Annotated in this window: 18 protein-coding genes; 9 read left to right on the forward strand and 9 right to left on the reverse strand. The window is 65.5% G+C overall.

Annotated elements, in window-relative coordinates; translation table 11 throughout:
• Positions 1–80 precede the first annotated feature (80 nt).
• Positions 81–1475, forward strand: a complete 1395-nt coding sequence (locus ACSMEV_RS17735; RefSeq protein WP_459206304.1) for a class II fumarate hydratase — start codon at positions 81–83, stop codon at positions 1473–1475.
• A gap of 74 nt (positions 1476–1549) precedes the next feature.
• Here ACSMEV_RS17735 and ACSMEV_RS17740 read toward each other — a convergent pair whose 3' ends face one another.
• Complete coding sequence (locus ACSMEV_RS17740) at positions 1550–2509, reverse strand: DMT family transporter (protein ID WP_459206305.1); 960 nt, start codon at positions 2507–2509, stop codon at positions 1550–1552.
• A 279-nt stretch (positions 2510–2788) separates the two neighbouring features.
• On the reverse strand, positions 2789–4282 hold the full coding sequence (pap, locus tag ACSMEV_RS17745) for a polyphosphate:AMP phosphotransferase (RefSeq protein WP_459206306.1): 1494 nt from the start codon (positions 4280–4282) through the stop codon (positions 2789–2791).
• A gap of 174 nt (positions 4283–4456) precedes the next feature.
• Here pap and mnmC point away from each other — a divergent pair, with 174 nt between their 5' ends.
• The 7 genes from mnmC to ACSMEV_RS17780 all read left to right on the forward strand — a co-directional run bounded on the left by mnmC (position 4457) and on the right by ACSMEV_RS17780 (position 12464).
• On the forward strand, positions 4457–6430 hold the full coding sequence (gene mnmC / locus ACSMEV_RS17750) for a bifunctional tRNA (5-methylaminomethyl-2-thiouridine)(34)-methyltransferase MnmD/FAD-dependent 5-carboxymethylaminomethyl-2-thiouridine(34) oxidoreductase MnmC (RefSeq protein WP_459206307.1): 1974 nt from the start codon (positions 4457–4459) through the stop codon (positions 6428–6430).
• Positions 6431–6600: 170 nt separating this feature from the next.
• The gene (gene vapB, locus ACSMEV_RS17755; RefSeq protein ID WP_459206308.1) at positions 6601–6831 is read left to right on the forward strand and encodes a type II toxin-antitoxin system VapB family antitoxin; all 231 of its coding nucleotides are present in this window, start codon (positions 6601–6603) and stop codon (positions 6829–6831) included.
• Positions 6831–7238: a type II toxin-antitoxin system tRNA(fMet)-specific endonuclease VapC gene (gene vapC / locus ACSMEV_RS17760; RefSeq protein WP_459206309.1), complete on the forward strand. Its 408-nt coding sequence runs from the start codon at positions 6831–6833 to the stop codon at positions 7236–7238. Before vapB ends, vapC begins: the two co-directional genes overlap by 1 nt.
• A gap of 189 nt (positions 7239–7427) precedes the next feature.
• Positions 7428–9215, forward strand: coding sequence for an N-acetylglutaminylglutamine amidotransferase (locus tag ACSMEV_RS17765; RefSeq protein ID WP_459206310.1), 1788 nt, complete (start codon positions 7428–7430; stop codon positions 9213–9215).
• Between the two features lie 3 nt (positions 9216–9218).
• Positions 9219–10964, forward strand: a complete 1746-nt coding sequence (gene ngg, locus ACSMEV_RS17770) for an N-acetylglutaminylglutamine synthetase (RefSeq protein WP_459206311.1) — start codon at positions 9219–9221, stop codon at positions 10962–10964.
• Positions 10965–10985: 21 nt separating this feature from the next.
• Positions 10986–12170, forward strand: coding sequence for an osmoprotectant NAGGN system M42 family peptidase (locus ACSMEV_RS17775; protein ID WP_459206312.1), 1185 nt, complete (start codon positions 10986–10988; stop codon positions 12168–12170).
• Positions 12171–12236: 66 nt separating this feature from the next.
• Positions 12237–12464: a YheU family protein gene (locus tag ACSMEV_RS17780; RefSeq protein WP_313739474.1), complete on the forward strand. Its 228-nt coding sequence runs from the start codon at positions 12237–12239 to the stop codon at positions 12462–12464.
• 104 nt (positions 12465–12568) lie between these two features.
• Here the strand turns inward: ACSMEV_RS17780 and csrA are convergent, their stop codons facing one another.
• Positions 12569–12787 carry a carbon storage regulator CsrA gene (gene csrA / locus ACSMEV_RS17785; protein WP_459206313.1) on the reverse strand — a complete coding sequence of 73 codons (219 nt, stop codon included), beginning with the start codon at positions 12785–12787 and terminating at the stop codon, positions 12569–12571.
• A gap of 122 nt (positions 12788–12909) precedes the next feature.
• On the reverse strand, positions 12910–13719 hold the full coding sequence (locus ACSMEV_RS17790) for an SDR family oxidoreductase (protein ID WP_459206314.1): 810 nt from the start codon (positions 13717–13719) through the stop codon (positions 12910–12912).
• Between the two features lie 223 nt (positions 13720–13942).
• On the opposite strand from ACSMEV_RS17790, the gene ACSMEV_RS17795 reads away from it, so the two are divergent.
• Positions 13943–14095: a DUF3309 family protein gene (locus tag ACSMEV_RS17795; RefSeq protein WP_296268858.1), complete on the forward strand. Its 153-nt coding sequence runs from the start codon at positions 13943–13945 to the stop codon at positions 14093–14095.
• Positions 14096–14172: 77 nt separating this feature from the next.
• On the opposite strand, the gene ACSMEV_RS17800 is transcribed toward ACSMEV_RS17795, so the two are convergent.
• The 5 genes from ACSMEV_RS17800 to ACSMEV_RS17820 all read right to left on the reverse strand — a co-directional run bounded on the left by ACSMEV_RS17800 (position 14173) and on the right by ACSMEV_RS17820 (position 23154).
• On the reverse strand, positions 14173–17862 hold the full coding sequence (locus ACSMEV_RS17800) for a transporter substrate-binding domain-containing protein (RefSeq protein ID WP_459206315.1): 3690 nt from the start codon (positions 17860–17862) through the stop codon (positions 14173–14175).
• Positions 17863–17874: 12 nt separating this feature from the next.
• Positions 17875–18501 (reverse strand): response regulator, encoded by a 627-nt coding sequence (locus ACSMEV_RS17805; RefSeq protein WP_459206316.1) that lies wholly within the window; start codon positions 18499–18501, stop codon positions 17875–17877.
• A gap of 29 nt (positions 18502–18530) precedes the next feature.
• Positions 18531–19268: a molecular chaperone gene (locus ACSMEV_RS17810; RefSeq protein WP_459206317.1), complete on the reverse strand. Its 738-nt coding sequence runs from the start codon at positions 19266–19268 to the stop codon at positions 18531–18533.
• 110 nt (positions 19269–19378) lie between these two features.
• Positions 19379–20590, reverse strand: a complete 1212-nt coding sequence (locus ACSMEV_RS17815; RefSeq protein ID WP_459206318.1) for a hypothetical protein — start codon at positions 20588–20590, stop codon at positions 19379–19381.
• 59 nt (positions 20591–20649) lie between these two features.
• A complete protein-coding gene (locus ACSMEV_RS17820) occupies positions 20650–23154 on the reverse strand; it encodes a CS1-pili formation C-terminal domain-containing protein (protein ID WP_459206319.1) in 2505 nt (834 codons plus the stop codon).
• Positions 23155–23239: the final 85 nt, after the last annotated feature.

Genomic DNA, 23239 nt, shown 5'->3' on the forward strand with positions numbered 1-23239 from the left:
GTGGCACGAAGAGCGATGGAACGGCTCATTCGATGAGGGGCCTAAACTGCGGTGTCGCACTATAAAGGAGTGAACGCAGCATGAGCCGTATCGAAACAGACAGCCTCGGCCAGGTCGAAGTTCCTGAGCAGGCCTACTGGGGCGCGCAGACCCAACGCTCACTGGTCAACTTCGCCATCGGCCAGCAGCGCATGCCGCGCGAGGTGGTGCATGCGCTGGCGCTGGTCAAGAAGGCCGCCGCACGGGTCAACAACCGCAATGGCGATCTGCCCGCCGACGTCGCCCGCCTGATCGAACAAGCCGCCGACGAAGTGCTGGCCGGCAAGCACGACGACCAGTTCCCGCTGGTGGTGTGGCAGACCGGCAGTGGCACGCAGAGCAACATGAACGTCAACGAGGTGATCGCCGGTCGCGCCAACGAACTGGCCGGCAACCCGCGTGGCGGCAAGAGCCCGGTCCACCCCAACGACCACGTCAACCGCTCGCAAAGCTCCAACGACTGCTTCCCTACCGCCATGCACATCGCCGCCGCGCAAGCGGTGTACGGCAAGCTGCTGCCGGCGGTGGCCGAGCTTTCGGCAGGCCTCGCCGAACAGTCGGCGCGCCATCACGACCTGGTCAAGACCGGTCGCACGCACATGATGGACGCCACGCCCATCACCTTCGGCCAGGAACTCTCGGCCTTCGTCGCCCAACTCGACTATGCGCAGACCGCCATCCGCGCCAGCATGCCGGCGGTGTGCGAACTGGCCCAAGGCGGCACCGCAGTCGGCACCGGGCTCAATGCCCCGCAGGGCTTCGCCGAAGCCATCGCCGCCGAACTGGCCGCCCTCTCCGGCCTGCCGTTCGTGACCGCACCGAACAAGTTCGCGGCCCTGGCCGGGCACGAACCGCTGACCAGCCTGGCCGGCGGCCTGAAAACCCTGGCCGTGGCGCTGATGAAGATCGCCAACGACCTACGCCTGCTCGGCTCCGGCCCACGGGCGGGGTTCGCCGAAGTCCGCCTGCCGGCCAATGAGCCGGGCAGCTCGATAATGCCGGGCAAGGTCAACCCGACCCAGTGCGAAGCACTGTCGATGCTGGCCTGCCAGGTGCTGGGCAATGATACTGCCATCGGTTTCGCCGCCAGCCAGGGCCACTTGCAGCTGAACGTGTTCAAGCCGGTGATCATCCACAACCTGCTGCAATCGATCGAGCTGTTGGCCGATGGCGCGCGCAACTTCCAGCAGCATTGCGTGGCCGGGCTCGAACCCGACGCCGGGCAGATGGCCCAGCATCTGGAACGGGGTTTGATGCTGGTGACGGCGCTGAATCCGCACATCGGTTACGACAAATCGGCCGAAATCGCCAAGAAGGCCTATGCCGAGGGCCTGACCCTGCGCGAGTCAGCGCTGGCGCTGGGGTATCTGACCGATGCGCAGTTCGACGAGTGGGTCAAACCGCAGAACATGTTGGCGCCTGGCGCCAAGGGTTGAGCGGCCAATGAAGCGCTGAAGGCAAGACCGCTTGTCTGGTGGACAAGCGGTCTTCGAAGTCGCGGTTCAGAGGATCAAGCTCTGCCCAGGCGGGCCTGGCGCGTTCGCCAGCCCGCTACCAGCGACGGCCCCAGGGCCACCAGCGCCGAACCGACCACTACCGTGACGGCGCCCAAATAGCCCAGAGCGTTGAGGCCTTCGCCCTGTACGTATTCGGGCCACAACCGCGCAGCCACTGCCACGGCCAGCAGGGTGACCAACGGCGTGAGCGCCAGGGTTGCGCTGACACGGGACGCCTCCCAGTGCGCCAGCGCTTCGGCGAACGCCCCGTAGGCGACCAGGGTGTTCAAGCAACAGGCCAGCAACAGCCACTTTTGCAACGGGTCGAGTTGCAACGCTTCCAAGGGATGCACCCAGGGCGTGAGCAGCGCTGCGCACCCCAGGTAGATCACCATCATCACCTGCTGCGAATGCCACACCGTGAGCAGCTGTTTCTGGCTCAAGGCATAGAACACCCAGATGCTGGTGGCCAGCAGGATGGTCAAAACCCCTGTGGTGTAAACGCCCAGGGATGTCAGCAACTCCTCGAGACGCTGATTGAAGAACAGCCCGAACCCCGCCAGCAGTATCGCCAGCCCCAGGCCCTGCCCCAAGCTGAACCGCTCCTTGAAGATGAACAGGCTGGCGACGAGCAGCAGCACCGGCCCGATCTGCACCACCAATTGCGCCGTGCCTGGGCTAAGTAGCTTCAGCCCCACCAAGTACAGCACGTAGTTGCCCAGCAAGCCGCCAATCGCCAGGGCCACCAGCCCCAGGCGCTTGCGCCCCAACCCGCGAAACCGCGGCAACCGTCGCTGGGCGGTGAGCCAGACCAGCAGCAACCCGCCCGAGACCAGCAACCGGTACCAGGTGACGGTGATGGGGTCCATCACTTGCAGGACCTGCTTGAGCTTGATCGGCAGAATGCCCCATAGCACTACCGTCAGTAGCGCCAGCAATAGCCCATGGACCCAGCGCCCGGACGTGGTGTGCATGATGACCTCTAGGAATGAACGTGAACCCACAGGCAGCAAGTCTAAGGGTTGACGGGAAAGCGTGGCGTAGGTCGTGTCGGAAATTAATTCTCCAATCGATCACTTTTCGGCATACGTGGTTTGCCTGACCGCTAGATAGACAGCCGTACGGTTAGAAGCCTGGAGAAACCTGCCCCAAGCGCTCTTTGGTGTCGGCAGCAGCGTGCCGCCGAATCCATGCCAGCGGCGCTCGGGCAACTTGGCTGCACCCCTTCAACCACTACACGGGCCGCGCCTTGTTCATTTCCCGTGCTTGACGAACGCCGCCTCCAACGCCTCGTTGATCGTGCGCAGCACCTTCACCCGCGCCCAGCGTTTGTCGTTGGCCTCGATCAGGGTCCAGGGGGCGATTTCGGTACTGGTGCGGTCGACCATGTCGCCCACCGCCTCTCGGTAGACGTCCCACTTGTCGCGGTTGCGCCAGTCGTCTTCGGTGATCTTGTAGCGCTTGAAAGGAATGTCTTCGCGCGCTTCGAAACGCTCCAGTTGCGTCTGCTGGTCGATCGCCAGCCAGAATTTCACCAACACCACGCCGGCTCGGCTCAGCTCTTCCTCGAAATCGTTGATCTCGCCATAGGCGCGCATCCAGTCAGCTGGGGTGCAGAAGCCTTCGACCCGCTCCACCAGCACCCGGCCATACCAGGAACGGTCGAAGACGGTGAACTTGCCGCGTGCCGGAATGTGCCGCCAGAAGCGCCATAGGTAAGGCTGGGCGCGTTCTTCCTCGGTCGGCGCGGCGATCGGCACGATGCGGTACTGGCGCGGGTCGAGGGCCGCCGCGACGCGGCGGATCGCCCCGCCCTTGCCGGCCGCATCGTTGCCCTCGAACACCGCCACCAGGGCATGCCGGCGCATGTGCTTGTGCCGCAGCAGGCCCGCCAGGCGCGCTTGCTCGGTCACCAACTGCTCTTGGTAGTCGTCCTTTTCCAGACGCCGGGTGAGGTCCAGAGCATCGAGCAGCGTCTTCTGGTCGAGGCTACGGCCCAGTGGTGCGACATTGGCCTGGCGTTTGTCCTTGGGCGGCCGAGCCAGGGCCGCTTGCAGGCTTTCCAGCAGGATGCGGCCCACGGCCAGGCTGCGGTAATTGGCGTCGGCACCTTCGATCACGTGCCAGGGCGCGTAGTCGCGGCTGGTGCGGCGCAACACGCGCTCGCCGAAGCGCACGAAACGGTCGTAGGTCTTGGACTGCTGCCAGTCCAACGGGCTGATGCGCCAGCTGTGCAGTGGGTCGTCGCGCAAGGTTTTGAGGCGTTGCTTCATCTGCTTCTTGGACAGGTGGAACCAGAACTTGAGCACCAGCGCGCCTTCGTCGCAGAGCATCTGCTCGAGGCGTTCGGCGCCGCTGATGGCTTGGTCCAGCACGGCGTTCTTGAACCTGCCATGGACGCGCCCCTGAAGCATCTGGCTGTACCAGTTACCGAAGAACACCCCCATGCGCCCCTTGGGCGGCAAGGCGCGCCAGTAACGCCAAGCCGGCGGGTGGGCCAGCTCTTCGTCGGTCTGCTGGTCGAAGGTACGGACCTCGATCAGGCGTGGGTCCATCCATTCGTTGAGCAGTTTGACCGTCTCGCCTTTGCCGGCGCCCTCGATGCCGTTGATCAGCACGATCACTGCGAAATCCTGACGCTGCTTGAGCTCATACTGCGCCTCGAGCAGCGCCTGACGCAGGGCCGGCACCTCGGCGTCGAAGGTTTCATCGTCTATGCAGTGGCCGATTTCCGCGGATTCGAACATGGTGTCTCCTTCGATGGATGGTCAAGACTAGCCCAAGGTGCCTGAACGATGCGCGTGGTGCGGTGGAGGGACTGCCAAGCGACCTTCACCCGTGACGGCCGAACCGGCGCCTGGCCGTTCAAACCCACCGGCGGATGGCTTACCATTCGCGCTCTGCCAGCCGTCGAGTCGACCATGCCCCACGCCCCCACCGCCCATGCCCAGATCGACTGGGACGAACAGGGCCGCCCGTATTCGCGCCATTACGACGACGTGTACTTTTCCCGTAATGAAGGGACTCTCGAAACGCGCTATGTGTTCATCGAAGGCAATCGCCTGGAACAACGCTTCGCCGCGCTGGCCGCAGACGCGTGCCTGGTGATCGGCGAAACCGGTTTCGGCACGGGCATGAACTTCTTTTGCGCCTGGCAGGCGTTCGACGCCCATGCCCAGCCCGGCGCACGGCTGCATTTCGTCAGCGTAGAAAAATACCCCCTCAGCTACGCCGATCTGGCCCGCGCCGCGCAGCTATGGCCGGAGCTCGCCGCCTACTGGCAGCCGCTGCTGGCGCAGTACGTGGCGGTGCATGAGGGATTCCAGCAGTTCAGCCTGGACGGCGGGCGCGTCACCCTTACCTTGCTGATCGGCGATGTGCTCGAACAGCTGCCGCAGCTCGACGCGCGGGTCGACGCCTGGTTCCTCGACGGTTTCGCGCCCGCGAAAAACCCCGACATGTGGACGCCTGCGCTGTTCGCACAACTGGCCAGGCTGTCGGGGCCGGGCACGACCCTGGGCACCTTCACCACCACCGGCTGGGTGCGTCGCGGCCTGGTCGATGCCGGTTTCGCCATGAAGAAGGTGCCGGGGCTGGGCAAGAAGTGGGAGGTCATGCACGGCCACTTCACCGGCGAGGCGCACCTTGATGGCGCGCCTTGGTACGCCCGTCCACCTGCGCCAGCGCACGGTCTGCGCCAGGCTCTGGTGGTCGGCGCGGGCCTGGCCGGCAGCGCCACCGCCAGCAGCCTGGCCCGGCGCGGCTGGCAAGTCACGGTCTTGGAGCGGCATGCCGAGGCGGCGCAAGAAGCGTCGGGCAACCCGCAAGGCGTGCTGTATCTCAAGCTTTCGGCCCACGGCACGGCACTGTCGCAGATGGTCCTGGCAGGCTTCGGCTACACCCGTCGTTGGTTGCAGCAGCTGCAGCGGGGCCACGACTGGGATGCCTGCGGGGTGCTGCAACTGGCTTTCGACGAAGGCGAAGCCAAGCGCCAGGGCAAATTGGCCGACGCCTTCGACGTCAGCCTGCTGCACCCGCTGAACCGTGAGCAGGCCGAACAGGCAGCGGGCGTCGCCCTGGCCCATGGCGGGCTGTTCTACCCCGAAGGGGGTTGGGTGCATCCCCCTGCCCTGTGCCAGGCCCAGTTGCAGCACCCCGGCATTCGCTTGCAGAGCCACAGCGAAGTGTTGAGCCTGCAACGGGCAGGCGGTCTGTGGCAGGCCTGGGCCGGCGAGCGGCTGCTGGCCAGCGCGCCGGTGCTGGTGCTGGCCAATGCCGCCGACGTGCAGCGCCTGCACGCCAGCGCGCTGTTGCCGCTCAAGCGCATCCGCGGGCAGATCACCCGCCTGCCCGTCACATCCGAAAGCAGCGCCTTGCGCACGGTGGTCTGCGCCGACGGCTACGTGGCGCCGCCGCGCGGCGGCGAACATACGCTGGGTGCCAGTTTCGACTTCAACAGCGACGACCTCACGCCTACCACCGCCGAGCACCAGAGCAACCTCGGCCTGCTGCGCGACATCTCTGCCGACCTCGCCCAGCGCCTGCACGCCGAAGCGCTGCAGCCTGAAACCCTGCAAGGCCGCGCCGCCTTCCGCTGCACCAGCCCGGACTACCTGCCCATCGTCGGGCCGCTGGCCGAGCGCGAAGCGTTCGAGCAGGCCTACGCCGCCTTGCGCAAGGACGCCCGCCAGGTACCGGACACCCCCTGCCCTTGGCTGGAAGGCCTGTACATCAACAGCGGCCACGGTTCGCGCGGTTTGATCACTGCACCTCTAAGCGGGGAACTGATCGCCGCCTGGCTGTGCGACGAACCGTTGCCGGTACCGCGCGCGGTGGCCGAGGCGTGCCATCCGAATCGGTTCGTCTTGCGAGGGGTGATTCGCGGCGGGCGGTAGGCCTGAGGCGTGCTGGAGCTATCACACATTGTTAGCCACTGAGCCGCGCCTGCGCGAAGAGATGCGTTCAGGGCAACAGTATCGGAGCAAGGCTTCAATCACTCGTTGTTGACAACCGTCGAACATGCGTTAGCCTTGGATATACATCAGACATATCCCAGGAAATCACCGTGGAACAAGGCTCTGTTTTTCTTAGTAATCGCAGCCAGGCGATAAGGCTGCCCAAAGCAGTCGCACTCCCTGATGACGTCAAACGCGTAGACATTGTCGCGATCGGCCGTACTCGAATCATTACCCCCGCGGGTGAGTCTTGGGACAGTTGGTTTGACGGAGAAGGCGTATCTGCAGACTTCATGGAGGACCGTGAGCAACCTGTCGATCAAGTACGTGAGTCGTTCTGATGCTCAAGTTCATGCTGGACACAAATATCTGTATTTTTACGATAAAGAACAAGCCGCAAGCCGTTCGAGAGATGTTCAATCGGCATCAGGATCAGATGTGCATCAGTACTGTTACGCTCATGGAATTGGTCTATGGGGCAGAAAGGTCAGCCTGGCCCGAGCGTAATCTTGCGGACGTCGAAAGATTTACAGCGCGTCTTGACCTGATGAAGTTCGATCAGGATGCGGCTGCGCACAGCGGAGATATTCGGGCAGACCTGGCACGTGCGGGTCGACCGATCGGGCCCTACGACTTGATGATTGCAGGGCACGCTCGCTCCAAGGGATTGATCGTCGTCACTAACAATCTCAAGGAATTCAATCGTGTGCCCGGACTGAGGGTGGAAGATTGGGTGACATGCGATTGAGCGCTGGTGATGCTGGCCGTACAAGACGTTGTCGTCATTTGTCCACTGGTGATAGGACCCCGATCAGCCGATCCGATTTGACTGCTTATAACAGATCGTTCTAAAACTCATGCAAATCCGACAGGTCACTAACTAGGTGCCCGCTTTTGGAGCACACACCCTCCCCAACGGAAAAACCGGTAAGGACTTATGTGCGGATTAGCTGGTGAGCTTCGTTTTACCCCTATTGGCCAAGCGCCTCGTGCTGCGGACCTCGCGGCCGTGGAACGCATCACCCACCATCTCGCCCCTCGCGGCCCGGATGCCTGGGGTTTTCACAGCCAAGGGCCGATCGCCCTGGGCCATCGCCGACTGAAGATCATGGACCTGTCCGACGGCTCGGCGCAGCCGATGCAGGACAGCACCTTGGGCCTGTCGCTGGCCTTCAACGGCGCCATCTACAACTTCCCCGAGCTGCGCGAAGAGTTGCAGGCTCTGGGCTACACCTTCTGGTCCGACGGCGACACTGAGGTGTTGCTCAAGGGCTACCACGCCTGGGGCGAAGCGCTGTTGCCCAAGCTCAACGGCATGTTCGCCATCGCCATCTGGGAGCGTGACAGCCAACGCCTGTTCCTCGCCCGCGACCGCTTGGGCGTCAAGCCCCTGTACCTCTCGCGCAACGGCGAACGCCTGCGCTTCGCCTCCACCCTGCCCGCGCTGCTCAAAGGCGGCGACATCGATTCGATGATCGACCCGGTGGGCCTTAACCACTACCTCAACTTCCACGCCGTGGTTCCGGCACCGCGCACTTTGCTGGCCAACGTGCAGAAGCTCGAGCCTGGCACGTGGATGCGCGTCGATCGTCACGGCGAGGTCGAACGCAAGACTTGGTGGACGTTGCAGTACGGCCCGAATGCCGACGAGCAGAACCTCACCCTCGAAGACTGGACCACCCGCGTCCTGGACGCCACTCGCGACGCCGTATCGATTCGCCAGCGTGCGGCAGTGGACGTCGGCGTGCTGCTGTCGGGCGGCGTCGATTCCAGCCTGCTGGTCGGCCTGCTGCGCGAAACCGGCGTGGAAGACCTGTCGACCTTCTCCATCGGCTTCGAAGACGCCGGCGGCGAGCGCGGCGACGAGTTCCAGTATTCGGACCTGATCGCCAAGCACTACGGCACGCGCCACCATCAGCTGCGCATCGCCGAACACGAAATCATCGACCAGCTGCCCGCCGCGTTCCGCGCCATGAGCGAGCCGATGGTCAGCCACGACTGCATCGCCTTCTACCTGCTGTCGCGGGAAGTGGCCAAGCACTGCAAGGGCGTGCAGAGCGGCCAGGGCGCCGACGAGCTGTTCGCCGGCTACCACTGGTACCCGCAGGTGGACGGCGCGGCCGATCCCTACGCGGCGTACCGCGATGCCTTCTTCGACCGCAGCTATGCCGAGTACCGCGACACGGTGCAGGCACCCTGGATACTCGAAGGCGATGCCGCCGGCGACTTCGTACGCGAACACTTCGCCCGCCCCGGTGCGGATGCCGCCGTGGACAAGGCCCTGCGCCTGGATAGCACGGTGATGCTGGTCGACGACCCGGTCAAACGCGTCGACAACATGACCATGGCCTGGGGTCTGGAAGCACGTACCCCGTTCCTGGACTACCGCCTGGCCGAGCTGTCGGCCCGCATCCCAGCGCGCTTCAAGCTCCCCGATGGCGGCAAGCAAGTGCTCAAGGAAGCGGCGCGGCGGGTCATTCCCCACGAGGTGATCGACCGCAAGAAAGGCTATTTCCCGGTGCCGGGCCTCAAGCACCTGGAAGGCGCGACGCTGGGCTGGGTACGCGACCTGCTCACCGACTCGAGCCAGGACCGCGGCCTGTTCAATCCGGCTGAAATCGACCGCCTGCTGAGCAATCCGCAAGGCCAGCTCACCCCGCTGCGCGGCTCCAAGCTGTGGCAGCTGGCCGCGCTCAACCTGTGGTTGAGCGAACAAGGAATCTGATCGATGAAAGCCCATGAAACTGCCTATGGCCAGCGTCTGCTGCGTGGCCAGGCGCCTTCCTACGAGCGCTTGCAGGCGCGCCTGGCCGTCGACGGCAGCGAGCCCCATGATCAGCCCCGTGCCCTGCATTGCGGCTGGGGGCGCCTGCTGATCGGGCATACCTATCCCGATCCGGCCTGCCTGGCCCAGGCGCTGCAAGAAGAGCGCCCAGGCGAGCGCGACATCGCGCTGTACGTCGCCGCGCCCCAGCAGGTGCTGGCTCAGGCGCCTCATCAACTGTTTCTCGATCCGTCCGATACCCTGCGCCTGTGGTTCTCCGACTATCGTCCGGCGCAGCGCGTGTTCCGCGGCTTCCGTATTCGCCGTGCGCAGAACGAAGCCGACTGGCAGGCCATCAACACCCTGTATCAAGCGCGCGGCATGCTGCCGATCGACCCGCAGCGCCTGACACCACGCCACCTCGGCGGCCCGGTGTACTGGCTGGCCGAAGACGAGGACAGCGGCGCGGTGATCGGCAGCGTGATGGGCCTGAACCATCACAAGGCCTACGCCGATCCCGAGCACGGCAGCAGCCTGTGGTGCCTGGCGGTCGACCCGCAGTGCAGCCGCCCTGGCGTGGGTGAAGTGCTGGTGCGCCACCTGGTCGAGCATTTCCAGAGCCGCGGCCTGGCCTACCTCGACCTCTCGGTGCTGCACGACAACCGGCAAGCCAAGCGCCTGTATGAAAAGCTCGGTTTCCGCACCCTTTCGACCTTCGCCGTCAAGCGCAAGAACGGCATCAACCAGCCGCTGTTCCTCGGCCCCGGCCCGCAGGCCGAGCTCAACCCCTATGCGCGGATCATCGTCGACGAAGCCCACCGCCGCGGCATCGAAGTGCAAGTGGACGATGCCACCAGCGGCCTGTTCACCCTGAGCATGGGCGGGCGCCGCGTGCGCTGCCGCGAATCGCTCAGCGACCTGACCAGCGCCGTGAGCATGACCCTTTGCCAGGACAAGCGCCTGACCCAAAAGGCCCTGCACGACGCCGGGCTCAAGGTGCCGGTGCAGCAACTGGCCGGCAACGCCGACGACAACTTGGCTTTCCTGGAAGACCACGGCGCGGTGGTGGTCAAGCCGGTGGATGGCGAGCAGGGCCAAGGCGTGGCGGTCAACCTCACTACCCTCGAAGACATCGCCCAGGCCGTGGAGCATGCCCGTCGATTCGACAGCCGCGTGCTGCTGGAAAGCTGCCACCCCGGCCATGACCTGCGCATCGTGGTCATCGCCTACGAAGTGGTGGCGGCCGCGATCCGTCATCCAGCCCAGGTGGTCGGCGATGGCAGCCACAGCGTCAAGGCGCTGATCGAGGCGCAGAGCCGCCGTCGCCAGGCGGCCACGGGCGGCGAGAGCCGTATCCCGATGGACGAAGAGACCGAACGCTGCATCCGTGATGCGGGCTTCGATTACGACAGTGTGCTGCCCGCCGGCCAGCGTCTGGCCGTGCGCCGCGCCGCCAACCTGCACACCGGCGGCACGCTGGAAGACGTGACCGCACGCCTGCACCCGGCTCTGGCCGACGCGGCGGTACGCGCCGCCCGCGCGCTAGACATTCCGGTGGTAGGCCTGGATTTCATGGTGGCCGATGCCAGCCAGCCCGAGTACGTGATCATCGAAGCCAACGAGCGGGTAGGCCTGGCCAACCATGAGCCACAGCCGACCGCCGAGCGCTTCGTAGACCTGCTGTTCCCGCACAGCCTCGCCCCTCTTTGATAGCTGTAAGGAGTTCCGACAATGGCTGAACGTCCACCCGAACCCGATCTGGACTACATGAAGCGCGTGCTGCTGGAAATGCTCGCCATTCCCAGCCCCACCGGCTTCACCGACACCATCGTGCGTTACGTGGCCGAGCGCCTCGAAGAACTGGGTATCCCGTTCGAGCTGACCCGCCGCGGCACCATCCGCGCTACCTTGCAGGGCCGGCAGAATTCGCCGGACCGCGCAGTCTCGGCACACCTCGACACCATCGGCGCCAGCGTGCGCCAGGTGCTGGACAACGGCCGCCTGGCGCTGGCGCCGGTCGGCTGCTGGTCCAGCCGCTTCGCCGAAGGCAGCCGAGTGAGCGTGTTCACCGACGCGGGCGTATTCCGTGGCAGCGTGTTGCCGCTGATGGCCAGCGGGCATGCCTTCAACACGGCCATCGACCAGATGCCGGTCAGTTGGGAGCACGTCGAGGTACGTCTGGATGCCTACAGCGCCACCCGTGCCGATGCCGAAGCCTTAGGGATCAACATCGGCGACTTCGTCGCCTTCGACCCGCTGCCCGAATTCACCGAAAGCGGCCACATAAGTGCCCGCCACCTGGACGACAAGGCCGGAGTCGCAGCGCTGCTGGCGGCGCTCAAAGCCGTGGTGGAAAGCGGTCGCCAGCCCTTGATCGACTGCCACCCACTGTTCACCATCACCGAGGAAACCGGTTCCGGCGCTGCCGGAGCCCTGCCCTGGGACGTCAGCGAGTTCGTCGGCATCGACATCGCGCCAGTGGCGCCGGGCCAGTCCTCGAGCGAGCATGCAGTAAGCGTGGCCATGCAGGATTCGTCCGGACCGTACGATTACCACCGTTCACGCCATCTGCTGAACCTGGCGACCGAACAGGAATTGCCGGTGCGCCGCGACCTGTTCCGCTACTACTTCAGCGACGCCCATTCGGCGGTGACTGCCGGCCACGATATCCGCACGGCATTGGTTGCCTTCGGCTGCGACGCCACCCATGGCTACGAGCGCACCCACATAGACAGCCTGGCGGCATTGAGCCGCCTGCTGGCCGGTTACCTGCTCAGCCCGCCGGTGTTCGCCAGCGATTCGCAGCCGGCCAGTGCATCGCTGGAGCGCTTCAGCCATCAGCTGGAGCACGATGCGCAAATGGAGAGCGACACACGGGTGCCGGCGGTGGACAGCCTGGTGGGGCAGAAGCCGTGATTCCTACGCAGGGTTACAGCCTTTCACGTAGGATGGCGCGATCTTTCACTTATTAGCAGCCGAACTATGCTGATTCCATACGACCAACTTGAAGCTGAAACCCTGACCCGGCTGATCGAAGACTTCGTCACCCGCGACGGTACCGACAACGGTGACGACACGCCCCTGGAGACCCGTGTGCTACGGGTCCGCCAGGCGCTGGCCAAAGGGCAGGCGTTCATCTTGTTCGACGTGGAGAGCCAGCAGTGCCAACTGCTGGCCAAACATGATGTACCGCCTGAATTGCTGGAGTGAGTCGTCGAATACGACGCAGCGGACCTGGCCCAGCGCATTGGGGGAGTCGAGACTGCTGTTCGGCCCGATGCGGCCAGCCGGCGAGCGGTAGTCCGTAGGACGCCTCAGCGCAAAACCCGCCTTTGCGTGCAGTCAGCGAGCGCCCCTTCTTCCTCGCCCCGATGCGCCTGGATGCGCCGATAGATCTCCGAGCGATGCACGTCGACATGCCGCGGGGCATCGACCCCCAACCGCACCACGCCGCGTTTGACGTCCACCAACTTGATGACGATGTCGTCACCGATGACCAGGGACTCGCCGATTTCTCTGACAAATACCAGCATGTTGTCCTCCAGCAGCCGTAAAAAAAGGCAGACTGCCGGGGTAAGGCTGCCGTCTCAATAGACTGGCGCTAAAAGAGACGTTTCCTACAAGCCAGAGTAAATTCTCTTACAGACTTCACCCGTCAACGTGGCTCGCGCCGAGCACGCATCTTCACCGCCATTTCGGTCATTTCGCTGTAGATCCGCTCGGGCGCCTGGCATTTGACCTGCCAGGCCGCGCGGCCCGCCTCATGGGGCAGAATCAGGAACGCCTCGGCTTCGATACCTGCATAGATGCACTGCGCCACGTCGGCCGCATCGATGGGCGAGCTTTGCAGCAGTTTGCCAACCTGATCCTTCATGGCCGGGTCCGGGCCGCGAAAGGAACTGAGCAGATTGGTCTGGAAGAACGAGGGGCAGACCACATGCACCGCCACCTGCAACGGCCGCAGCTCCACCAGCAGGCTTTCCGACAAGGCCAGCACCCCGGCCTTGGCCACGTTGTAGTTGCTCATGCCCGGCCCTTGCATCAGCGCCGCCATCGACGCGATGTTGACCAGCCGTCCCTGGCTGCGCTCGAGCAAAGGCAGGAAGGCCTTGCAGCCCTTGACCACGCCCATCAGGTTGACCGACAGCTGCCAGTCCCAATCCTCCAGCGACAGCTCGCCGAAGAACCCGCCCGACGCCACGCCGGCGTTGTTGACGGCGATGTCGATACCGCCCAGCTCCGCCTCGCAACGTTGCGCCAGGGCGGTCAACTGGCTGTAGTCACGCACGTCGCAGTGTTCGGCGAAGCCCTCGCCGCCCGCCTCGCGCACCTGTTGCAGCGTCTGTCGGGCGCTGTCCTGGTCGATGTCGGCCAGAGCCAAACGCCAGCCCTCACGGGCCCAACGCAGGGCGATTTCGCGGCCCAGCCCGGAGCCTGCGCCGGTAATCATCATTCGCTTGTGCATGCCGCGTGCCTCGACGCCGTGGGTGTGGCGGCAGTCTAGCCAAGTCCGCCCGCTGGGCCGCTAACGATCACCGTGCTGAATAAAGCGGCATGAAACGCAAGTGGGTGACAAATCGATAAAACTTTCTTCACGGCCCATCGGTCGGAATTCACAAGCGGCCAAACCTGATGGAACACCGGACGCTAGACGTTCCCCACCCATTCGTTCACGCAAGGATTCCACCATGACCACGATCCTCATCATCGTCCTGATTCTGCTGCTGGTAGGCGGCCTGCCAGTGTTCCCTCACTCCCGTTCGTGGGGCTATGGTCCGTCCGGCATCATCGGCGTGATCCTGGTGGTGCTGCTGATTCTGCTGGTGCTCGGCCGGATATAACGGCCAAAAGGGGTGGGTGGTCAGCATCCAAACCACCCACCCCTCACGCCAAGACGGCCCCGATCGCCTACTGCGTCTTACGACACGCAAGACACGTCGGCGTAATCGGGATCGTTTTGCAAAGGTTTGCCGCCAAAGCGGTACGATGTAGACCCGTCCTCTTCCAACGCCTTTTCCAGCACGGTCTGTACGGCCGACACCGCTTCGCACAGTTCTTCCACCCATTCGCTCGACTCGGCCGGCACCGCGCCCGGTCCTTCGCACGCTCGTTCGAAGCGCTCGCACACGCGCACCAGTCGCTGCGCCTTGACCATCCTCGCGCCACCCTTGATGCGATGCGCCTGTTCGGCGAGCCCATGCCGATCGCCGGCTCTGGCCAGCTCGCACAACCTCGCCGCATCGCGCCGGTTGCTTTCCAGCAAGTCCTCCAGCAAGCCTTTCAAGGCGCCCGGTTGCCCGCCTGCCAGCCGAGCCAGGTTGGAGAAATCCGCCACAGCTTCGTCACCCTCTGCGCCAGGCTCGGCACCTTCCACCCTCTCTGGCACCGCTTCCAGCGCCTGGCGCAAGCTGGCCAGGCTCAGCGGCTTGAACAGACAGTCGTCCATGCCCGAAGCCAGACAGCGTCTGCGCTCGCTGGCCAGGGCATTGGCGGTGAGGCCGAGGATGCGGCAACGCGGCAGGCCATGGCGTCGCTCGTGCAGGCGGATGGCTCGGCTCAGCCCATGACCGTCGAGCACCGGCATGCGGCAATCGGTGATGAGCAGGTCGAACGGTTGGCTCATCCACAGGCGCAGCGCTTGAGCGCCCTGCTCGGCCAGACTGGCCCGGTGGCCCAGGTGGCCGAGCTGATTGGCCAGCAGCAGCCGGTTGGCGGGGTAGTCGTCGGCCACCAGCACCCGCAAAGGGCGCCGTGGTGCTTCCTGACGGACCAGGGGCGAAGGCTCGGCCTCGAGCAGAACTGGACCGTTGGCTCGATCGACCAGCAAGTGCAGGGCGATACGAGTGCCCTGCCCCAGCTTGCTGGTCAGGTTCATGCTCGCGCCCATCAGGTCACACAGGGTACGGCTGATCGACAGCCCAAGGCCTGCTCCGCGGCGGGCGCCACGGTCGTGCTGGCAGGCCTGCCAGAACGGGTCGCCCAAGCGCGCCAGATCGGCTTCGGCGATGCCGATACCGGTGTCTTCGACGGTCAGGGTCAAACCCAGCCGACCTTGTTCGGGCACTAGACGCAAGGCGGCGCGCACTTCGCCCTGCTGGGTGAACTTGATGGCGTTGCTCAGCAGGTTGGCAAGGACCTGCTTGAAGCGCACCGGGTCGAGCAACACGGGGGTCTCCACCTCGCCCTCCAAGGCCAACGACAGCGTCAGCCCCTTGCCCTGGGCCTGCTGCTGGAACAGGTGCACCACGGCCCCGGCCTCGTGGGCCAGTTGCACCGGCTCCAACCTGAGCTCCAGATGCCCGGCTTCGATGCGGGTCATGTCGAGGATGTCACCGATCAAGGCCAGCAGCCCGCGCGCCGCGTCGCAGGCCACGGCGATCGACAGCCGGTCGAGCACGCCCTGCTCGGCCTTGCCCAACGCCAGCTCCAGCGTACCCAGCACAGCGTTGAGCGGGGTGCGGATCTCGTGGCTCATGGTCGCGAGAAAGTGGCTCTTGGCCTGGTTGGCGCGCTCGGCCTGCTCCTTGGCGCGCTGCAGTTCGGCTTGCAGGTGATGGCGCTCGGTAACGTCGATCCAACCGGCGATCACGCTGGCCTCGGCGTGGCCGCCCAGGCACGGCAGCATCCAGTGATAGAAGGTACGCATGCGCCCGTCGGCCAGGACCACGTGGCGGTCTTCGACTTGCACCTTGCCGCTGCCCAGCACCTCGCGCCAGCCCCGCTGCCAGGCCAGGTGCGGCATGCAGCCGAGCAACTGGCCGACCACCTCCTCGCGGCTGACGCCCAGGGTTTCCAGGTAGCAGCTGTTGCAGGTCAACAGGCGCCCGTTGCGGTCGCACACGTACAGCGGGTGCGGCGTACCGTCGATCATCACGCGCATGAACTGCAATTGGTCGGCCAGTGCCTGCTCGGTCCGCTCGCGCACGCGCACCAGCCGCCGCAGATAGCGCACCCAGACCAGTGCCAAGGCCAGCAGCACGGTGACGGCCATGGCACCTTGCAGCACCTCGCGGCGGTGGCGGTGCCAAAAGTGGTCGTTGACGATCAGCTCGCCCTGCCAACGCCAGGCCATGCCATCGAGTTCCTGGGGCGCCAGGCTGGCCAGCGCCTTGTTCAGGATCGAAATCAGCTCGGATTCGCCGCGACCCGTGGCCAGGGCGACGTGCGCCGGCGGCAGGGCCAACCCGCCGACGATCCTGAAACTGCCAGGCGCAAGCCTTGCCTGCAAGGCACGGGCGCTGGCCAAGGGCACGATCGCCGCCTGCGCGCGACCATTGACCACCTTGAGCACGGCGTCCAGCGGGCCACGACTGGGCACGCGTTGAATGGTCGGGTATTGCTCGCGCAAATGCTGATTCGGCCAACCGCTGGCCAGCACCGCCACCCGCTGCCCTTGCAGGGCGGCCAGGTCGTTGACGGCTGGGCCGCCGGGCGGCGTCACCAGCACCCTGGCCGTGGTCAGGTAGGCACGGCTGAAGGTCAGCGCAGCTTCACGGCTTGGGCTCGGTGTCAGCGCGGCGATGAGATCGGCGCGCCCCTGGCGCACTTCGCCGACCATCTGCTCCACCGTACCGCCAGCGGCCAGCTCGAACTCCAAGCCGGTCATGCGCTCGATGCGTTGCAGCACATCGACGCTCAAACCCTTGAACTGGCCGTCGTCGCTTTGATAGCTGAGCGGCAGCATCTGTTTGCCAAGCAATACGCGCAGCCGTGGGTGACGCTGCAGCCAGCGCTTTTCCGCCGCGCTCAGGTGCAAGGGCGCAGGCTCCAGCAGCGGTTCGATGAAGGGCACCCAGCGCTGAAGAATGCGCGCGTGTTCAGCCGGCGGCACTTCGTTCAGCACCTGGTCGATCAAACGGCCCAGCGTTGGTTGCGTGGCCAGGGTGGCGAAGCCCACTGCCTGGCTGCTCCAGCCGGGGCATTCGCGGACCCGCAGGCGGGTGCCCGGGCCGCGACCGACCAGGTAATGGCTCTCCAACGCGCCGCCCAGAAAGGAATCGGCCTGGCCGAAGGCGACCGCGAGCATGGCCTCGCGGGCCGAGGCATAAGGCACGAGCTGGGCATTGGGGTAATAGGCGCGGACCTGCTCGGCCTGGCGGTAGCCGTTGCGCAGGGCAAGGCGCAGCGCGGCGTCGCCGGCGCAACCGATGCGTCGCTCGTCGTCGAACACCAGCCGTGGCACGTCCTGAGCGTAGGCCAGCGACAAGCGCAGGCCGGCCCGCTGGGCCTGGGCTTGGCCAACACCGCCCAAGACATCCACCCGCCCCTCGCGCAGGGCGGCGGCGGCCTGATCCATGGAGGGGAAGACCTGCACCTCGATGGGCAGTTGCAGAAGCTCGCCTAGCAACCCGGCGTAGTCGGCCGTGATGCCTTCATATTCCTGACCAGGGCCGATCAGGTCGTAGGGTGGGTGGTCAGGGTGCAGCACCCCCAGGCGCAAGTTGCGGCGCGCCCACAGCCAGCGCAGTTGCTCGTCGTCCGGATGGGCCAGCGTGCGGCCCAGCGACGAGCGGCCCAGCAGCGGCGGGCGTGCCTCCTCGGCCCAGCCAAAGGGTGTGTACAACAGCAGCCAGAGCAGCAGCCCCGCGCCTTGCAGCAGGCTACCCACGGTTCGCGTCGATCACACGATTCCGTTACGCCTGGCCAAGTCGGCCAGGTCGATCAGGGTGTTCACGCCCAGCTTGTGCAGCAGGCGCGCTTTATAGGTACTGACGGTCTTGTTGCTCAGCAGCATCAGTTCGCCGATCAGTTTGTTGCTCAAGCCCCGCGCCAGGTACTGCAGGATCACCATCTCGCGGTCGCTGAGGTTGGCCAGGCAGTGGGCCTCGGGGGTCTGCACGTCCTGGCGGCGCACCGAGCTGAACAGCACGTCGGGGAAATAGGTGTAGCCCGAGCGGATAGCCAACACCGCCTTGCCCAGCTCGGTCAGATCGTCGCTCTTGCACACGAAGCCCACCGCCCCGCCCTTCATGCAGCGCAGCGAAAAGGTATCGGCCAGGTGCGAGGTGAGCACCAGCACCTTGGGCGGTGTCTCCAGCGCCCTGATGCGTTGCAGCACCTGCATGCCATCGAGGCCGGGTATGGCGATGTCGAGCACCACCAGGTCGGGACGGTGCTGTTTGATCAGGTGCAGAGCGTCCACGCCGTTGTCGGCCTCGCCCACCACCTGTACCTGCTCAAGGCCGAGCTGCAGGCGGACGCTGGCACGAATGAAGGGGTGGTCGTCGACCACCAGGGCTTTGTACATGTCCATGCTCCACTACCGGTTGCGGCGGTTCAGCTGTCGAAGGCCAAGTCCTGGGTCTTGTCGCCTTCCTGCAATTGCAGTTTGTAGGTGCGCCCAGGCTGGGCGGGCAGCTCGCGCTCGCGCCCAGGCAGCAGGTGCAGTTTGGTCGGCGTGGCACATTCCAGTCCTGTGGGCGCACAGTGGCGCACATGGTCGAGCACCACCGTCGCGTTACCGCGATTGAGGATGTGCAAGCGCCCTGCGCGCATTTGCACAGACGTGTCGAAGCGGGTGCGCTCGGGGCGCACGAACAGCAACGTGCCGTAGCCGGCCAACAGCTGCACACCGGCCTTGAGCGTGTCGCCGTAAGCCTTGGCCTCGGCCTCGCTGAGGGCGAAACCGTCGCCCTGCTCGGGCAGCACCGGAATGAAACGCAAGCGGAAGTAGCGCTCGCGGTCACGTTCGCTACGGTACAACACGCGCATCGCCTGCATGCCGCGAGCCGGCACGATCAGCCGCGCCGGGCTGACGATCAGGCCACGCTCGCTCAACGGCACGCCTTCGAGGTCGACTTCGCGCGGTTCGCCCTGGGCGTCGTAGACCAACTCGATCACGCTGACCTTGACGAAGGCCGTGGTGTCTCCGCCGTTGCGGATGCGCTTGAGCAGTGTGCTGGAGCCCGGCTGCAAATAGTCGTACAGCGTGCCGACATTGAGTTCCGGCGCCGCGTTCGCGGGCCAGGCCAGTGCCAGCGCGGCCAACCCCATCAAGCACTTACCCAGAGCCATGGGCCCTCCTCATTGATAGCGAAAGAACATCACCGGCGCATTGTTGCGAAGGTGTGGCGGAATGGATGCCGGAAAAGTCCCAAAGAAAAAGAGAAATTTCTGATGGCGATTCATAGATCTGCGTCGAACACCACGGTCACTTCACCCTCATAGGTGCTGCCGGGGTCGCGCACCATTTCCTCGACCCCGGAGCGGTCCACTTCGAAATGCAGTTGGCTGCGCTCGTCACTGAGCGAGGTCGACTGTTCGATGCGTAAAGGCGAGGCCGGGCCGAAAGGGATCGGCGCCCTGTCGACGGGCGCGTTGCCCGTGCTGGCCCCGCGCGGCAAGCTCAACGTCACCAGAACCGGCACCTGCCGGCCTTGCGCGTTACGGATGGCGCAGGCATCGCCCGCCCGATGCTGACAGCGCCTGAACACGCTGAACGGGCCGGTCGACCAGAGGAAGAACGGCAGGTCCCGATGCACCTTGGGGGGTATGCCGCGCCCGGCCATCCATCCCTGCCAGCCGCCTGGCGGCTCCAGCACGGCGTGCTCGAAACCCGGCGGAAAGCGGATGTCCAAGGCATGCTCGACGCTCAACTCGAAGTTCACGGTCAGGCTGTTGGCATTGAGATTCTTGACGTTGTTGCCCAGATCGATGTCCAGGCCCGGCCCGATCAGGTACGTCACGCTGCCCCGGTAGAAGCCCTGGCGCATGCGGTTGGGGTTGGGCAGGTACAGGTTGTAGCCCACGGAGAACGAATCGATGTTGCTTTCGAAGCGATCGCCCGGCGCGGACTCGGGAGAGTCGGAATAACAGGGCGTGGGGGTGGCGGGGTTGCTGATCCACCAGGCGTAGTAGCCATAGCGAGGGATGCTCGGATCGCCCGGGTCTTCGTCCCAACTGCTGGTCAGCGCGGTACAGCCACCGCGCAGGTCGCCACCCATGGTCGGTGGCGGGCTGCTCGAATAGCTCCACATGTTCTGGCTGACGCTGGCGAAGGTCAGGTCGAGGGTGTGGCTCTCGCCCCGGTTGTTGGTCACGGTGACCTTACGGTTGCCGGGCATGCTGATGTAGAAGCGATCGCGCACATCGGGGGCGTACGCCACGCTGACCTTGCTGTAGGTGATCGGCAAGCCGACGGTGGTATGGCCATCGCAGTAATCGGGCAGGCCGTTGCACCAACCCGAGGGCGGTGTGGTGTTTTCGAACTCGCGGTCGGTGCCACCGACGTAGCGCGCGGTGAAGGTGATGTCTGCGGCCTGCGCGGCGCCGCTGCCGGCCAACAGCAGCAGGCACAGGGCCGGCAGGTAACGGGCGAAGGGTCGTCGTTCATGCATTGCAATGCTCCACGCAAAGGGCTGGGCCTGGCCGGCAGCGCCGTGCCGGTCAGGCGCTGTCAACTGTCGCCGGGCGCCACCGCGCCCTGCGCCGACAGCAGCGGTCCGGGTACGCAGGTGAGGTCGCCGGCCAGCACGGTCTGCTGTTCGCGGGTGTAGCGCTCGAGGTCCAGGTTCAGTTGGCACAGCGAGCGGTCGCGCTGGCGTACCTCCAGCGAGGGGGCGGACTGGCTCATCTGTACCGTGAACCAACCGTCCGCCTCGCTGATGCTGCGGCTGGCATGGTTGATCACCGACACGCCAGCCAGACCCTGGCCCTGGGCGTCCACCAGGCGCCCGAGCACGGTCACGGTGCGCAGCACGCGCACCTGCTTGAAGCCCACCGCGCCGCGGTTGAGGTGGTAGTCGACGGTGGTCGGCTGGATCACCGCCACCGGGTCGTCGTCGCCGGTGAAGTCGAACTGCACGTTGCCGGCCTTGTAGGCCGACACCGGCACCAGGTTGCGCCCGTGGCGCAGCCGCGTGCTCGGGCCTTGGGTATCGTAGGCGCGCAGCTCCAGGTCCGGCAGGTCGGTGTCGACATCGACGATCAAGCCGGCGTCCTGGGGAATGATCTGCCCGCTCAAGGCCATCGCGCCGCCGCCCACGGCCACCAGACTCTGCAGGTTGAAGCCGCCGCTGAACTGGCCGCTGTAGGACGAGCGCTGGGCGAAGGCATCGCCATACAGGTACTGGTTGTGGAACTGCAGGTTGCCCGCCAGGCCCGTGCCGTAACGGTCGAAGCTGGCGGTGCCGGATACCGTGTGCAAGGCGCCCAGCTCGACTTTCTGCTGGTAGGTCAAGGCGGCGTTCTGGTCGCGGCTGCCGTCGCGCGACGTGCGACTGCCCAATGTGGCGCCGATGCGCCGGCCCGGCTCGCCCAGGCTCATGCTCACGCTCAGGTTGACGCCACGGTCGCGGGTGTCGCCGGTGCTCAGGGTGCCGGGCCGGTCGAACAGCGACACGCGCCAGTTGGCGTCCGAACCCAGCAGCTTGCCGTAGAACGCCCAGCCCAAATCGATGCCAAGCCCTGCCGACGCGCCGCTGCTGTGGGCCAGCCTCAAGGTGGCGGTGCTGCGGTTGCTGAGGCGCTGGTTCCACGACAGCGAGGCTTGGGTCACGTCGCCTCGCTCGAAGGACGATGCCCGGCGACCCCGTTCGGTCAGCACACGGCTGCGGCTGTAGCTGGCGACCAGCGAGCCGAGCTCATGGTCGTGGATCAGTTGCAGGTCGTAGCCGCTGCCTTGGCCGGAGGTCTGGTACAGGCTGCCGTAGAATTTCAAGCGCTCGCGGATATCCCAGTCGAGCGAGGTGCCGTACTGCTGGGACTGGTCGACCTGCTGCGCGGACAGGCCCAGTACTGCGGTGGGGTGCAGCAGGTAGTTGGTCAGCACGCCGGCGCTCAGGCGCGCGTCCTGGTCGTCGTCCCAGTTGCTCAGCAGCGTGGAGCGCTGCCCCAGGTACAGGTTGTAGCGCCAACGGCTGTCGAGGTTGCGCCAGGTGCTGGGCTTGTAGACGAATTCCTGGGTGCGCGAGGTTTCCTGACCGTCTTCGATCAGGCGCACTTCGATCTCGTAGATGCCGGGCGGCAGCACGCGGGTGTAGAGGGTTTGCAGGCCCGGCTGTACGGACTGGCTGTTGATCAGCACGCCATTGCGGTACAGCTCGACGATGCCTGGTCGGTTGGGCGTGACGTAGATCGGTGTGGTGCTGGGCTGGCCGGCGTCGATCAGCAGGCTGTCGCTGCTGCCCAGCATGACGCCCAGGGTGGTTTGCGGGCTGTTGCCATACAGCCTGGGTTGGCGGGTCAGGCCTTGGGCATCGGGTGTGAAGTAGCCCAGGCGGTAGAAGCGGTCGTCGACGACGCGCTCGGCGTACAGCTGGTCGAGGCGATGGCGGGTGCTTTGCCGGTACTCGCTGCCGCGGTCCACCTGCGCTTGGGCCAAGGTGCTCCAGTCGCCCAGGCTGCCCTGCCCCTGCAACGCGTAGCGGCCGGTGGTGCCGTTGCCGCCGTCGACCAGGTTGAGCTGGTTGCGCAGCAGCAGGCCGTAGCTGCCGTCTTCGGGCAAGGCGTGGTAACGCGGCGCATCGCCCTGCTGCTCGGCATTCTCGGTAAGCAGGGACAGCTGCGAGTTGACCAGGCTGTAGTGGATGGCTTTGAGTTTTTCCGGGCAGTCCTGGCGGCAGTCGCCCAAGGGCCGGCCGGCGCTCAGGCGCTCCAGCCAGCGACGGCGTACGGCAGGCGGTTCCTGGCTCTCCCGTACGTCGGTGAATTCAAGCAGTTGCACGCGATCGTCGCGCGACAGCACCACCATGGCATCGCCCAGGTAGCGACCGTCCAGATCGACCCTGACGGCCAGGGGCACTTCGAAGAAATGCGCCTCGAAACCGCTGGGCAGCCCTTGGGCCGGCACCAGGTCGCCGAGTACGCCGGCGCTGACCGGGCTATGGCTCAGCCAAGCGCCAAGGCACAGGCAGGCGCGCAGCGCGCCGCGCCGGGAACGGTAGAGAGAAAGTCTGGCCATCTGGCTGTCCGTTGGCAGTGCCGCCCCCTGCGCCGCGAACGAACGCGACGCAAGGGCCGGCAGTGACGGATTGAAGGGGGTTTAA

The organism is Pseudomonas sp. MLB6B, assembly GCF_054508135.1.